This is a genomic window from Streptomyces sp. NPDC086080 (assembly GCF_044540255.1).
Classification (GTDB): Bacteria; Actinomycetota; Actinomycetes; order Streptomycetales; family Streptomycetaceae; genus Streptomyces.
Genome location: NZ_JBITRU010000007.1, coordinates 84,321 through 96,493, shown reverse-complemented (window position 1 = coordinate 96,493; position 12,173 = coordinate 84,321). Strand labels below are relative to the sequence as shown.

General features: G+C 72.7%; 12 protein-coding genes. 7 read left to right on the top strand and 5 right to left on the bottom strand.

The genetic code is table 11. The annotated features are described in order from the left end of the window. Nucleotides 1–2: 2 nt before the first annotated feature. Entirely contained in the window at nucleotides 3–524 is a 522-nt protein-coding gene (locus ACIF9R_RS11275; RefSeq protein WP_399977505.1) for an Lrp/AsnC family transcriptional regulator, read from the bottom strand. Between the two features lie 149 nt (nucleotides 525–673). On the opposite strand from ACIF9R_RS11275, the gene pdhA reads away from it, so the two are divergent. The 6 genes from pdhA (at nucleotide 674) to ACIF9R_RS11245 (ending at nucleotide 7,824) form a co-directional block, all read left to right on the top strand. Further along, nucleotides 674–1,816 (top strand): pyruvate dehydrogenase (acetyl-transferring) E1 component subunit alpha, encoded by a 1,143-nt coding sequence (pdhA, locus tag ACIF9R_RS11270; protein ID WP_399977503.1) that lies wholly within the window; start codon nucleotides 674–676, stop codon nucleotides 1,814–1,816. Further along, nucleotides 1,813–2,817 carry an alpha-ketoacid dehydrogenase subunit beta gene (locus ACIF9R_RS11265; protein ID WP_399977501.1) on the top strand — a complete coding sequence of 335 codons (1,005 nt, stop codon included), beginning with the start codon at nucleotides 1,813–1,815 and terminating at the stop codon, nucleotides 2,815–2,817. Before pdhA ends, ACIF9R_RS11265 begins: the two co-directional genes overlap by 4 nt. After that, nucleotides 2,817–4,241: a dihydrolipoamide acetyltransferase family protein gene (locus ACIF9R_RS11260; protein ID WP_399977498.1), complete on the top strand. Its 1,425-nt coding sequence runs from the start codon at nucleotides 2,817–2,819 to the stop codon at nucleotides 4,239–4,241. The genes ACIF9R_RS11265 and ACIF9R_RS11260 overlap by 1 nt, the downstream gene beginning before the upstream one ends. Before the next feature lie 90 nt (nucleotides 4,242–4,331). Further along, nucleotides 4,332–5,348 (top strand): NTP transferase domain-containing protein, encoded by a 1,017-nt coding sequence (locus ACIF9R_RS11255; protein ID WP_399977496.1) that lies wholly within the window; start codon nucleotides 4,332–4,334, stop codon nucleotides 5,346–5,348. Further along, nucleotides 5,345–6,730: a molybdopterin molybdotransferase MoeA gene (locus ACIF9R_RS11250; RefSeq protein WP_399977494.1), complete on the top strand. Its 1,386-nt coding sequence runs from the start codon at nucleotides 5,345–5,347 to the stop codon at nucleotides 6,728–6,730. Before ACIF9R_RS11255 ends, ACIF9R_RS11250 begins: the two co-directional genes overlap by 4 nt. Beyond that, nucleotides 6,727–7,824, top strand: a complete 1,098-nt coding sequence (locus ACIF9R_RS11245) for a potassium channel family protein (protein WP_399977492.1) — start codon at nucleotides 6,727–6,729, stop codon at nucleotides 7,822–7,824. Before ACIF9R_RS11250 ends, ACIF9R_RS11245 begins: the two co-directional genes overlap by 4 nt. Nucleotides 7,825–7,884: 60 nt before the next feature. Here the strand turns inward: ACIF9R_RS11245 and ACIF9R_RS11240 are convergent, their stop codons facing one another. Beyond that, on the bottom strand, nucleotides 7,885–8,733 hold the full coding sequence (locus tag ACIF9R_RS11240) for an ABC transporter permease (RefSeq protein ID WP_399977490.1): 849 nt from the start codon (nucleotides 8,731–8,733) through the stop codon (nucleotides 7,885–7,887). Beyond that, on the bottom strand, nucleotides 8,730–9,764 hold the full coding sequence (locus ACIF9R_RS11235; RefSeq protein WP_399977488.1) for an ATP-binding cassette domain-containing protein: 1,035 nt from the start codon (nucleotides 9,762–9,764) through the stop codon (nucleotides 8,730–8,732). Before ACIF9R_RS11235 ends, ACIF9R_RS11240 begins: the two co-directional genes overlap by 4 nt. 138 nt (nucleotides 9,765–9,902) lie before the next feature. On the opposite strand from ACIF9R_RS11235, the gene ACIF9R_RS11230 reads away from it, so the two are divergent. Next, nucleotides 9,903–10,886: an NAD(P)H-quinone oxidoreductase gene (locus ACIF9R_RS11230; RefSeq protein ID WP_399977485.1), complete on the top strand. Its 984-nt coding sequence runs from the start codon at nucleotides 9,903–9,905 to the stop codon at nucleotides 10,884–10,886. Between the two features lie 267 nt (nucleotides 10,887–11,153). Here the strand turns inward: ACIF9R_RS11230 and ACIF9R_RS11225 are convergent, their stop codons facing one another. After that, entirely contained in the window at nucleotides 11,154–11,723 is a 570-nt protein-coding gene (locus ACIF9R_RS11225) for a group II truncated hemoglobin (protein WP_399977483.1), read from the bottom strand. After that, the gene (locus tag ACIF9R_RS11220; protein WP_399977480.1) at nucleotides 11,723–12,058 is read right to left on the bottom strand and encodes a putative quinol monooxygenase; all 336 of its coding nucleotides are present in this window, start codon (nucleotides 12,056–12,058) and stop codon (nucleotides 11,723–11,725) included. Before ACIF9R_RS11220 ends, ACIF9R_RS11225 begins: the two co-directional genes overlap by 1 nt. Between the last annotated feature and the right edge of the window lie 115 nt (nucleotides 12,059–12,173).

Below are 12,173 nucleotides of genomic sequence, written 5' to 3'. Positions count from 1 at the left end.
GCTCACCCCTGTGGTTCCAGGTCCTCCTCCTCGAACACCAGCAGCGTGCGCGTGCTCAGCACCTCGGGGATCGCCTGGAGCCGGGTCAGCACCACCTCGCGCAGTGCCCGGTTGTCCGGCGTGTGCACCAGCAGCAGGACGTCGAAATCACCGCCCACCAGCGCGATGTGCGAGGCGCCGGGGAGTTCTCTGAGCTGCTCGCGGACCGTGCGCCAGGAGTTCTGGACGATCTTCAGGGTGATGTACGCGGACGTCCCGTGCCCGGCCCGTTCGTGGTTGACGCGGGCCCCGAAGCCGCGGATGACGCCGTCCTCGACCAGCCGGTTGATCCGCGCGTACGCGTTCGCCCGCGAGACATGCACCCGTTCGGCGACCGAACGTATGGACGCGCGGCCGTCCGCCTGGAGCATGCGCAGGATGTCCTGGTCGATGGTGTCCAGGGGCCGCGCCGGCGTCAGCGGACCGGTCCCCTCCTGACCCTCGGCCATTTGTTCAGACGCCACCCGCCCCCACCTCTCCGCCATGGACGCACTGCGTCCATCTCACGTTGTGGAGAACCGTTTGTCCACAGCCTGATGCCACCTGTAGCCAAATTGCGCCGGCGACCGAACAATCGGTTGGTGAGGCGTGTCACAGATGCCACGCCTCCGACATCCCACGAGGAGGTGCCGTCATGACGGTCATGGAGCAGCGGGGGGCCTACCGGCCGACCCCGCCGCCCGCCTGGCAGCCCCGTACGGATCCCGCGCCGCTGCTGCCGGACACCGAGCCGTACCGCGTCCTCGGCACCGAGGCGGCCGCCGCGGCCGACCCGGAGCTGCTGCGCCGGCTGTACGCGGAGCTGGTGAAGGGCCGCCGCTTCAACGCGCAGGCGACCGCCCTCACCAAGCAGGGCCGTCTCGCGGTATACCCCTCCAGCACCGGCCAGGAGGCCTGTGAGGTCGCCGCCGCCCTCGTGCTCGAGGAGCGGGACTGGCTCTTCCCGAGCTACCGCGACACCCTCGCCGTCGTCAACCGCGGGGTGGACCCGGTGGAGGCCCTCACCCTGCTGCGCGGCGACTGGCACACCGGCTACGACCCCCACGCGCACCGTGTGGCGCCGCTGAGCACCCCGCTCGCCACCCAGCTGCCGCACGCCGTCGGTCTGGCGCACGCCGCCCGTCTCAAGGGTGACGACGTGGTCGCGCTCGCCATGGTCGGCGACGGCGGCACCAGCGAGGGCGACTTCCACGAGGCGCTGAACTTCGCCGCCGTCTGGCAGGCCCCGGTGGTCTTCCTCGTGCAGAACAACGGCTTCGCGATCTCCGTACCGCTCGCCAAGCAGACCGCGGCCCCGTCGCTGGCCCACAAGGCCGTCGGCTACGGCATGCCCGGCCGCCTGGTCGACGGCAACGACGCCGCCGCCGTGCACGAGGTCCTGACCGACGCCGTGCGCCGCGCCCGCGCGGGCGGCGGCCCGACGCTGGTCGAGGCGATCACCTACCGCGTGGAGGCCCACACCAACGCCGACGACGCGACCCGCTACCGCGGTGACGCCGAGGTGGAGACGTGGAAGCGGCACGACCCGATCGCGCTGCTGGAGCGGGAGCTGACCGGTCGTGGGCTGCTCGACGAGGCCGGCGCCGAGACCGCCCGACAGGACGCCGAGACCCTGGCCGCCGATCTGCGGGCCCGGATGAACCAGGACCCCGCGCTCGACCCCATGGACCTCTTCGCGCATGTCTACGCCGAGCCCACCCCCCAGCTGGTGGAGCAGCGGGAGCAGCTGCGCGCCGAGCTGGCGGCCGAGGCCGGCCCGGAAGGGGCGCGGGGATGACCACCGTCGCCGTCAAGCCGGCCACCATGGCGCAGGCCCTCACGCGCGCGATGCGCGACGCCATGGCCGCCGACCCGTCCGTGCACGTCATGGGCGAGGACGTCGGCACCCTCGGAGGTGTCTTCCGGGTCACCGACGGACTCGCCAGGGAGTTCGGCGAGGACCGCTGCACGGACACGCCGCTGGCCGAGGCGGGCATCCTGGGTACGGCCGTCGGCATGGCCATGTACGGGCTGCGCCCGGTCGTGGAGATGCAGTTCGACGCGTTCGCCTACCCGGCGTTCGAGCAGCTCGTCTCGCACGTGGCCAAGATGCGCAACCGCACGCGGGGGAAGATGCCCCTGCCGATCACCATCCGCGTCCCCTACGGCGGTGGCATCGGCGGTGTCGAGCACCACAGCGACTCCTCCGAGGCGTACTACATGGCGACCCCGGGACTCCATGTCGTCATGCCCGCGACCGTCGCGGACGCCTACGGCCTGCTGCGGGCCGCCATCGCCTCCGACGACCCGGTCGTCTTCCTGGAGCCCAAGCGGCTCTACTGGTCGAAGGACTCCTGGAACCCCGAGGAGCCGACGGACGTTGAACCGATAGGCCGTGCGGTGGTGCGGCGCTCCGGCCGGAGCGCCACGCTCATCACCTACGGGCCGTCCGTACCCGTCTGCATGGAGGCGGCCGAGGCGGCCCGGGCCGAGGGCTGGGACCTCGAGGTCGTCGATCTGCGCTCCCTGGTGCCGTTCGACGACGAGACGGTGTGCGCCTCGGTACGGCGGACGGGACGCGCGGTCGTCGTCCACGAGTCGGGTGGCTTCGGCGGCCCGGGCGGGGAGATCGCGGCCCGGGTCATGGAGCGCTGCTTCCACCATCTGGAGGCGCCGGTGCTGCGTGTGGCCGGGTTCGACCTGCCGTATCCGCCGCCGATGCTGGAGCGCCACCACCTGCCCGGTGTGGACCGGATCCTGGACGCCGTGGGGCGCCTGCAGTGGGAGGCCGAGAGCTGATGGCACAGGTGCTGGAGTTCAAGCTGCCCGACCTCGGTGAGGGACTCACCGAGGCGGAGATCGTGCGCTGGCTGGTGGAGGTCGGCGATGTCGTCGCCGTGGACCAGCCGGTCGTCGAGGTCGAGACGGCCAAGGCGATGGTGGAGGTGCCCTGCCCCTACGGCGGTGTGGTCACGGCCCGGTTCGGCGCGGAGGGCACGGAACTGCCCGTAGGCGCTCCGCTGCTGACGGTGGCGGTGGGGGAGGCGGCCGAGGGCCGCGCGGGTGGTGGCACGGACACCGCGGACGCCGCGGCCTCCGGGGCGGCACCCGGCCGGGGGACGGCCAGTGAGGGCTCCGGCAACGTTCTGGTCGGCTATGGCACCTCCGAGGCTCCGGCCCGGCGCCGCCGGGTGCGTCCCGGGGAGACGGCGCCCCCCGCGCCCGCCGCCCGCGCGGTGAACGGTGAGTCCAGGGCCGCGGAGCCCGCCGGCGCCCACGCCCGTGTCTCCGGGGCCGCGGAGGGCCCCGTCCCGGTGATCTCCCCCCTGGTGCGCAGGCTGGCCCGGCAGAACGGACTGGATCTGCGGGAGATGACCGGCTCCGGGCCCGACGGGCTGATCCTGCGGGCGGACGTGGAGTACGCGCTGCGTGCCGCCGCGGCCCCGGGCCGTACGGACGCGACCGTCGGCGCACCGGAAACGCGGCCCGACCCGGCGGGCGCGCCGGAACCGGCCGCCCACGCGGGCACCCCGGCCGTCACTCGCGTCCCTCTCAAGGGCATCCGCGGTGCCGTCGCCGACAAGCTCTCCCGCAGCCGCGCCGAGATACCGGACGCGACCTGCTGGGTGGACGCCGACGCCACCGAACTGATGCGGGCCCGCGCGGCGATGAACGCGGCCGGCGGGCCGAAGATCTCGGTCCTCGCGCTGCTGGCCCGGATCTGTACGGCCGCGCTCGCCCGTTTCCCCGAGCTGAACTCCTCGGTGGACACCGGGGCCAGGGAGATCGTCCGGTACGAGGGCGTGCACCTCGGCTTCGCCGCACAGACCGACCGAGGGCTCGTCGTCCCCGTCGTCCGGGACGCGCACACGCGGGACGCGGAGTCGCTCACGGCGGAGTTCGCCCGGCTGACCGAGGCGGCCCGGGCCGGGACGCTGACGCCCGCGGAACTCACCGGCGGCACCTTCACGCTGAACAACTACGGGGTCTTCGGGGTCGACGGCTCCACACCGATCATCAACCACCCCGAGGCCGCCATGCTCGGCGTCGGCCGCATCGTCCCCAAGCCGTGGGTGCACGAGGGCGAGCTGGCGGTGCGGCAGGTCGTGCAGCTCTCGTTCACCTTCGACCACCGGGTCTGCGACGGCGGTACGGCGGGAGGCTTCCTGCGGTACGTGGCGGACTGTGTGGAGCAACCGGCGGTGCTGCTGCGGACACTGTGAGTCCGGTCCGCCTCCTCCCCGGTCGTCCTCGGCCGCGTCCGCGAGCACCCCGCGTTCCCGGTGATCGAAGGGGGCACGCATACTCGGAGGGTGACCGAGTCTCAGCCACCCGGTGATCCGACCGGCGGCATCCTTGGTGATGCCTCCGGTGCACCGGCCGGCAGCCCTGCCGGTGGTGTCCCCGACGACCCCGCCGGGGGGCCCGACGCCGCGTACGACGCCGTCGTACTCGCCGGTGGTGCCGCCCGGCGGCTCGGGGGCGCCGACAAGCCCGGCGTGCGCGTCGGTGGACGGGCGCTGCTCGACCGGGTCCTCGCGGCCTGCGCCGACGCCCGTACCACGGTGGTCGTCGCCGGCCCCCGGCCCACCGCACGGCCCGTGCTCTGGGCCCGCGAGGATCCCCCCGGCGGCGGGCCGCTGGCCGCCCTCGACGCCGGGCTCCGGCACACCACGGCCGGCCGTGTCGTCCTGCTCTCCGCCGACCTGCCGTTCCTCGACCGTCGCACCGTCCAGGGGCTGTTGGCGTCCCTCGGCGGGAGCCCGGCCGACGGCGTGCTGCTGACCGACTCCGACGGCCGGGACCAGCCGCTCGTCGCCGCGTACCGGACCGCGTCCCTGCGCCGCGGCCTGGCCGCGCTCACCGGCCGGCACGGCGCTCTGTCCGGCCTCCCCCTGCGCCGGCTGACCGGCGCTCTCGACCTCACCCGTATCCCCGACCCGGTGGCGTCCTTCGACTGCGACACCTGGGACGACATCGCCGCCGCCAGGGCACGCATCAGGGAGCATGGACACGTGTTGGATGAATGGATCTCCGCAGTCAAGGACGAGCTGGGTATCGACCTGGACGTCGACACCGGCGTGCTGCTCGACCTCGCCCGCGATGCCGCCCACGGCGTGGCCAGGCCCGCCGCCCCCCTGACCACCTTCCTCGTCGGCTACGCCGCCGCGCGGGCGGGCGGCGACCGCGCGGCCGTCGCCGAGGCGGCCCGCAAGGCCGCGGAGCTCGCGCGGCGCTGGGCGGACGAGGACACGCAGAACGCCACGGACCCGCAGAACCCCGCGGCGGACCCGCAGAACCCAGCGGACCCGCGACCGGACGCCGGATGACCGAGCATGGCACCCGGGCCGACGAGGACGCCGACGATCTCGACATCGAGGAGGCGCTCGCCCTCGTGAAGGAACGCCCCGACCGCTCCGCCGGCGGCCACGCCCCGGGCGGCCACACCCCGGGTGGCGGCAGGGACCACCCGCACCACCGCGCCACCACCTGGGCCGAGGCCCGTGCCGCCGCCGAACGCGCCCCGCGTCACGGCACCGGCAGCCGCACCGGCTATCTGACCCCGGTGGCCGTCCCGCTGGCCTCCGCCCTCGGCCTCACCCTGGCCGCCCCCCTCGACGCCCTCACCGACCTGCCCTCCTTCGACACCTCCGCGATGGACGGCTGGGCGGTCTCCGGCCCCGGCCCCTGGGCGGTACGGGAGGAAGGCGTCCTCGCCGGGCACGCCGGGCACGCCCCGCTCACCGACGGCGAGGCCGTCCGTATCGCCACCGGCGCTCGGATCCCCCCGGACACCACCGCCGTGCTCCGCAGCGAACGCGGCCGTACCGACGACAAGGGCCGGCTGCACATCACCGCCGCCGAACGGGCACCGCACACCGTCACCCCCGGCCAGGACATCCGCCCCCGCGGACAGGAGTGCCGCAGCGGCGACCAGCTGCTGCCCGTGGGCACCCTGGTCACCCCGCCCGTCCTGGGGATGGCCGCCGCCGCCGGATACGACACGCTCATGGCCGTCCCCCGACCCCGTGCCGCCGTGTTCGTCCTCGGCGACGAGTTGCTCGGCCAGGGACTGCCGCACGACGGACTGATCCGGGACGCGCTCGGTCCGCTGCTCCCGCCCTGGCTGCGCGCACTGGGCGCGGAGGTCACCGAGGTACGCAGGGTGGGCGACGACGAAGAGGCGCTGTACCGGGCGATCACCGCGTGCGAGGCGGAGGTGATCGTCACCACCGGCGGTACCGCCGCCGGTCCCGTCGACCATGTGCACCCCACGCTGCGCCGTCTCGGCGCCGGCCTCCTCGTGGACGGTGTCACGGTGCGTCCGGGCCACCCCATGCTCCTGGCCCGCATCAAGGACGGCCAGTACCTCGTGGGCCTCCCCGGCAACCCGCTGGCCGCCGTCTCCGGCCTGCTCACCCTCGCCGAACCCCTGCTGCGGACCCTCGCGGCCCGGCCCGCCCCCGAGCCCTACACGCTGCCGCTGCGCGACGCGGTGCAGGGGCACCCGCACGACACCCGGCTGATCCCCGTGGTGCTGCGCGGTGACCGGGCGCTGCCGCTGCTCTACAACGGTCCGGCCATGCTGCGCGGTGTGGCGGCCGCCGACGCGCTCGCCGTCGTGCCCCCCGGAGGCTCCGGGCCCGGTGAGGAGGCGGAACTGCTCGACCTGCCCTGGGCGTCCGGGGGAATCGGGGTGTGTTTCACGTGAAACTTCCGGGCCAGGACGCCATCGCGCGCCAGGCGGACGAACATCTGGTGACCCATCGGGTGAAACTCCCGAGGAAGCTGGTGGAGCATCCGGTCCGCCAGGTCGCCAAGCGGCTGTCCATGGCCCTGGTGGTGCTCGTCGTGACGTCGTTCGTCGTGTACGCCGACCGTGCGGGCTACAACGACAACTCCGACGGCCCGCTCGATTACCTCGACGCGCTCTACTACGCGACGGTCACCCTCTCCACCACCGGGTACGGCGACATCACACCGGTCAGCGACAGTGCCCGCGTCATCAACATCCTCGTCATCACGCCCTTGCGCGTGCTGTTCCTGATCATCCTGGTCGGCACCACCCTCGAGGCCCTCACCGAACGCACCCGGGAGGAGTGGCGACTGAACCGCTGGAGGTCCACGTTGCGCGATCACACCGTTGTCGTCGGGTTCGGGACCAAGGGACGGTCCGCGATCAAGACGGTCTGCGCGACTGGGCTCCGGAAGGAGCAGGTCGTGGTCGTCGATCCCAGTGCGAAGGCGATCGAAGCGGCCACGGCGGACGGTTTCGCGGGCGTCATAGGGGATGCCACGCGCAGTGAGGTGCTCAAGCGGGCCGAGGTGTACCGGGCACGGCAGATCATCATCGCGACGCAGCGCGACGACACGGCGGTCCTGGTGACGCTGACGGCGCGGCAGCTCAACCGGAACGCGAAGATCGTGGCCGCGGTGCGCGAGGAGGAGAACGCCCCGCTGCTCAAGCAGTCGGGCGCCGACGCGGTCATCACCAGCGCCAGCGCGGCCGGGCGGCTGCTCGGGCTCTCGGTGCTCAGTCCCTCGGCCGGCATGGTCATGGAGGACCTCATCCAGCAGGGGACCGGCCTCGACATCGTCGAGCGGCCGGTCATAAAGGCCGAGGTGGGCAAGACCCCGCGGGAGATGGACGACCTGGTGGTGAGCGTCGTACGCGGGCACCGGGTGCTCGGCTACGACGACCCGGACGTCGGGAGGCTGGAGCTGACCGACCGGCTCATCACGATCGTGCGGGCGACGCCGGGCACCCAGGTGACACCCGACACCCGCCCGCTCCCCTGGACCTGATCTCCGCCCCTCGACGGTCGGACCGGGCCCGCCCGCCCCCCGACGGGCGGGCCCGGGCCGCTACTTGCGGTTGTAGAGCCGCATCGTGACCGGCCCGAACACCACCACGAACAGCGCGGACCAGCCCAGCGTCCAGGCGATCTCGTCGGCCGGCCAGTCGCCCGCCATCAGCCCGCGCACCGCGGAGGCCAGATGGGTGACGGGGCTGTTGTTGACGAACGCCTGGAGCCAGCCCGGCATGGTGCGCGGGTCGACGAAGACGTTGGACAGGAAGGTGAGCGGGAAGATCACCATCATGCTGACGCTCATCACCGACTTCTCGGTGCGCAGCATCAGCCCGAACATCGTCCAGATCCACGAGAAGGCGAACGAGAACACCAGCAGCAGCGCGATCCCGGCGACCACGCCGGGGAACCCGCCGTCCGGCCGGTAGCCGAGCAGCAGCCCCATGGCGAGCATGACGACGGACGCGATGGTGTAGCGCAGCGCGTCGCCGAGCAGATAGCCGACCATGGCCGACGGCCGCCAGATCGGCAGCGAGCGGAAGCGGTCGAAGACGCCCTTCTCGATGTCGACGTTCACCGAGACGCCGGTGTACATCGTGATCATCACGACCGACATCACCAGGATGCCCGGCAGCACGAACTGGATGTAGTCCCGGGGAGAACCCGCCAGCGCGCCCCCGAAGAGGTACGTGAACATCAACAGGTTCATGATCGGGAAGGCGGTGACGTCGAAGAGCTGCTCCGGCACATGCTTGATCTTCAGGATGGCGCGCCAGCCGAACGTCAGGGACGTGGACAGCGAGCCGGGCCTCGGCGGGCGCTCCTTGGTGACCAGCAGGGCCGCGAGCGACTCGGTGCTGACCGGCGCGAGTTCCCTGCTCTCGGTGCTCGTGGTCGTGCTCATGCCGCCACCTCGTCCTTCGTGTCGGTGTCGGTGTCGGTGCCGACGCCGTTCCCGGTGGCCTGGCCGGTCTCGTGCCCGGTCAGCGCCAGGAAGACCTCGTCGAGGCTGGGCTGTCCCAGGGAGAAGTTGTCCACGGTGATCCCGGCCCGGGCCAGCTCGCCGAGTGCCCGTGCCGCCTGCTCGGCGGCGGAATCGCTCGTCGCCGCGGCGAGACGCGCGGTGAGGGCCACCGGGTCGTGTTCCAGCTGCACCTCCGCGTCCAGAAGGGTGCGCAGCAGCCGCCCGGCCTCCTGCCTCCGGTCCGCGTCGCGCAGCCGCAGATGGACGGATCCGGCGCCGACGGATGCCTTCAGCTCGCCCTTGGTGCCCTCGGCGATCACCTTGCCGTGGTCGATGACGGCGATCCGGGAGGCCAGTTGGTCGGCCTCGTCCAGGTACTGCGTGGTGAGCAGCACGGTCGTGCCCTGGGCGACGACGGCGCGCACGATGTCCCACACCTGGTTGCGGCTGCGCGGGTCGAGGCCGGTGGTCGGCTCGTCGAGGAACAGCAGGTCGGGGGTGTTGAGGATGGACGCGGCGATGTCGATACGGCGCCGCATGCCGCCCGAGTAGTGCTTGACCTGCTTCCCCGCCGCCTCGGTGAGGCCGAAGGCCTCCAGGAGCTGGGCCGCGCGGGTGCGGGCGACTGGCTTGTGATGGCCGAGGAGCCGGGCCAGCAGGACCAGGTTCTCGGTGCCGGTGAGGTCCTCGTCCACGGACGCGTACTGGCCGGTGAGGCTCACCAGGCCGCGCACCGCGTCGGCGTCGCGTACGACGTCGTGACCGAAGATCCTGGCCTCGCCCCCGTCGGGACGCAGGAGGGTGGCGAGCATCTTCACGGTGGTGGTCTTGCCTGCGCCGTTCGGTCCGAGGACGCCGTACACCGTGCCGGCCGGCACGGTCAGATCGACCCCGTCGACGGCCCGTGTCTCACCGAAGGTTTTGACCAGGCCCACGGTCTCGATCGCCGGGCCGGACGATTGCGTGCTCATGCTTTCGGGTCCTTCCGCGCTTGGGCTACGCATGGACAGACTCTCACCGTCGCGCAGACTCATCGGTCCCGCACATGGTTTTTCGCCGCCCTTCCCGTGGCCCGGCGCTCCCGCGGCCTCGCGGGTACCGTCCCTTCCATGCATGCGATCACGATTCCCGAACCCGGTGGGCCCGAGGCGCTGGTGTGGGACGAGGTGCCCGATCCGGTGGCCGGCGAGGGCGAGGTCCTGGTCGAGGTGGTGGCCGGGGCCGTCAACCGGGCCGACATCCTCCAGCGGCAGGGCTTCTACAACCCGCCGCCGGGCGCGTCCCCCTACCCCGGTCTCGAATGCTCCGGACGGATCAGCGCACTCGGTGACGGCGTGGGCGGCTGGGCCGTGGGCGACGAGGTCTGCGCGTTGCTCGCGGGTGGCGGCTACGCCGAGAAGGTCGCCGTTCCGGCCGGGCAGCTGCTGCCCGTCCCCGAAGGGCTCACCGTCGACCAGGCGGCGGCGCTCCCGGAGGTCGTCTGCACGGTCTGGTCGAACGTCTTCATGGTGGCCCACCTCCGCCCCGGTGAGACCTTCCTGGTGCACGGTGGCTCCAGCGGCATCGGCACCATGGCGATCCAGCTCGCCAAGGCCGTCGGCGCGAAGGTCGCGGTCACGGCGGGCACGGCGGAGAAGCTGGAGCGCTGCGCGGAGCTCGGGGCCGACATCCTGATCAACTACCGCGAGCAGGACTTCGTCGCGGAGCTGAAGCGGGCCACCGACGGGGCGGGCGCGGACGTCATCCTCGACAACATGGGCGCCAAGTACCTGGACCGCAATGTCCAGGCCCTCGCCGTCAACGGCCGGCTCGCGATCATCGGTATGCAGGGCGGCGTCAAGGGCGAGCTGAACATCGGCGCGCTCCTCGCCAAGCGGGGGGCCATCAGCGCGACCTCGCTGCGGGCCCGGCCGGCCGTGGAGAAGGCGGCGATCGTGGCGGCCGTACGGGAACACGTCTGGCCGCTGGTCGCCGGTGGCCATGTCCGCCCCGTCGTCGACCGTGAGATCCCGATGCCGGACGCGGCCACCGCCCACCGGGTCGTGGAGGACAGCGGCCACATCGGCAAGGTCCTGCTGGTCACCCCGACCTGATCCCGGGCCCCCGACCCGCCTCGGCCCGCCACCCGTGCTCAGCCACCCGGCCCCGGCTCCCGGGCGCCCCCGGCCCCCGGGACCGACGTCGCGTCGCCGGCCCGCCCCACACCACCGGTTGGGTCCCGGGCGATCAACGGGCTCAGGCATCCGACTCCGGCCCTGAGATGGGCCCCGGTCCGCCAGGCCGGGCTCGGACTGTGGCGGAGGGCCCGGCCGCGAGCCTGTAGGGCGGCCGGGGGCGGGCCGGGGCGACGGGCGGCGGTGTCAGCCGCCGGGTTGCCAGGGTGGGGTCTGGCCCCACTTCCAGACCGGAACGTCGGCCGCGTCCACCGGAGGCGGGTTCTCACCCGAGTACAGCACCGCCATGCGCGTGCCCCACTCGATGTAGTAGAGGAAGACGGCGCGGAACTCGGGGTCGGACGGCAGTCCGACCTCGTCCAGCGCGTCCTGGAGGAGGTCCACCCAGCGGCGGCGCTGCTTCTCGGTGATGGCGCGGCCCAGGTGCTGGGTGGCCATGTGCGGGTGGCCGCCGCGGCCGGAGGTGTAGGCCTTGGGACCGCCGAACACCTCGCCGAGCCACTTCGCCACGTGGCGCGGATGCTCGGCGTCCATGCCGGCGAAGACCGGTGCGAGGACGGGGTCCTTGAGGACATGGCCGTAGAAGACCTCGGTGAGGCGCTGCAGGGCCTCGTCGCCGCCCGCCCACTCGTAGAGGGTGGGCGTGCCGGGGCTGTCGGGGGCGTGCTTGGCGTCCGTCACGGGCGGCGGGGCGGTGTGTCCGCCCGGCTGCCCGTCCGTCCGTCCCCCCGCGTGCTCGACGGACTGCTCGTTCACTAGCGCTGCTCCTGTCCCGCGGCCTTGCCGGTGCCGGTGACCTCGGTGGTCAGGTAGTGCTGCATCTCCTCGATCGACGTCACGTACGGCCGGATCGCGCGGAAGAACGCGGGGAAGTGCTCCCCCTTGCGGAAGCCCTGGAGGTGGTCCTCGACGGACGTCCAGCGGATGCGCAGGATGTACCGCTCGGGCTCCTCCTGGCAGTGGGACAGTTCGTAGTCGACGCATTCCGGTGACGCGGCCAGCGACTCGGCGGCTTGGGCGTACGCGCTCTCGAAGGCCTTCCGGTCGTCTAACGCGATGCGGTAGCGGATGTACTCGACGGTCGTGGACATCGTGTGAATCTCCCTGTCGTCAGGTCTGCGCAAGAAAGCTTGCCCTTTTTGTCGCTGCCTGTCAGGCAGACCCCGGCAGCCGTCCGAAACCCTCCCGCGGACGGCTGCCGCCGTG

Coding starts and splice junctions, on each gene's coding strand:
- pdhA (WP_399977503.1), top strand. CDS start 674: ATGACGGTCATGGAGCAGCGGGGGGCCTACCGGCCGACCCCGCCGCCC.
- ACIF9R_RS11260 (WP_399977498.1), top strand. CDS start 2,817: ATGGCACAGGTGCTGGAGTTCAAGCTGCCCGACCTCGGTGAGGGACTC.
- ACIF9R_RS11235 (WP_399977488.1), bottom strand. CDS start 9,764: ATGAGCACGCAATCGTCCGGCCCGGCGATCGAGACCGTGGGCCTGGTC.
- ACIF9R_RS11230 (WP_399977485.1), top strand. CDS start 9,903: ATGCATGCGATCACGATTCCCGAACCCGGTGGGCCCGAGGCGCTGGTG.
- ACIF9R_RS11250 (WP_399977494.1), top strand. CDS start 5,345: ATGACCGAGCATGGCACCCGGGCCGACGAGGACGCCGACGATCTCGAC.
- ACIF9R_RS11275 (WP_399977505.1), bottom strand. CDS start 524: ATGGCGGAGAGGTGGGGGCGGGTGGCGTCTGAACAAATGGCCGAGGGT.
- ACIF9R_RS11240 (WP_399977490.1), bottom strand. CDS start 8,733: ATGAGCACGACCACGAGCACCGAGAGCAGGGAACTCGCGCCGGTCAGC.
- ACIF9R_RS11265 (WP_399977501.1), top strand. CDS start 1,813: ATGACCACCGTCGCCGTCAAGCCGGCCACCATGGCGCAGGCCCTCACG.
- ACIF9R_RS11220 (WP_399977480.1), bottom strand. CDS start 12,058: ATGTCCACGACCGTCGAGTACATCCGCTACCGCATCGCGTTAGACGAC.